The organism is Umezawaea beigongshangensis (genome assembly GCF_016464305.1).
Taxonomy (GTDB): Bacteria; Actinomycetota; Actinomycetes; order Mycobacteriales; family Pseudonocardiaceae; genus Umezawaea_A; species Umezawaea_A beigongshangensis.
In genome coordinates this window covers 1-221 of record NZ_JAEIOJ010000059.1, presented here as the reverse complement: position 1 = coordinate 221, position 221 = coordinate 1, and the positions used below count along the sequence as shown (strand labels likewise).

1 protein-coding gene is annotated in these 221 nt (G+C 67.0%); it reads left to right on the top strand.

From position 1 onward, the window contains the following. On the top strand, positions 1-221 hold a 221-nt coding region (locus tag IMZ35_RS30320; protein ID WP_199444637.1), incomplete at both ends, for an ATP-binding protein.

Sequence of the window (221 nt, the reverse complement as noted above, 5' to 3'; positions counted from 1 at the left end):
GAGGTGCTGATCGAGGAGAGCGCGCTGGGGTGGAAGGAGTACGAGCTGGAGCTGATGCGCGACCGCAACGACAACGTCGTGGTCGTGTGCTCCATCGAGAACATCGACCCCATGGGCGTGCACACCGGCGACTCGGTGACCGTCGCGCCGGCGATGACGCTGACCGACCGCGAGTACCAGCAGATGCGCGACGTGGGCATCGCGGTCATCCGCGAGGTCGG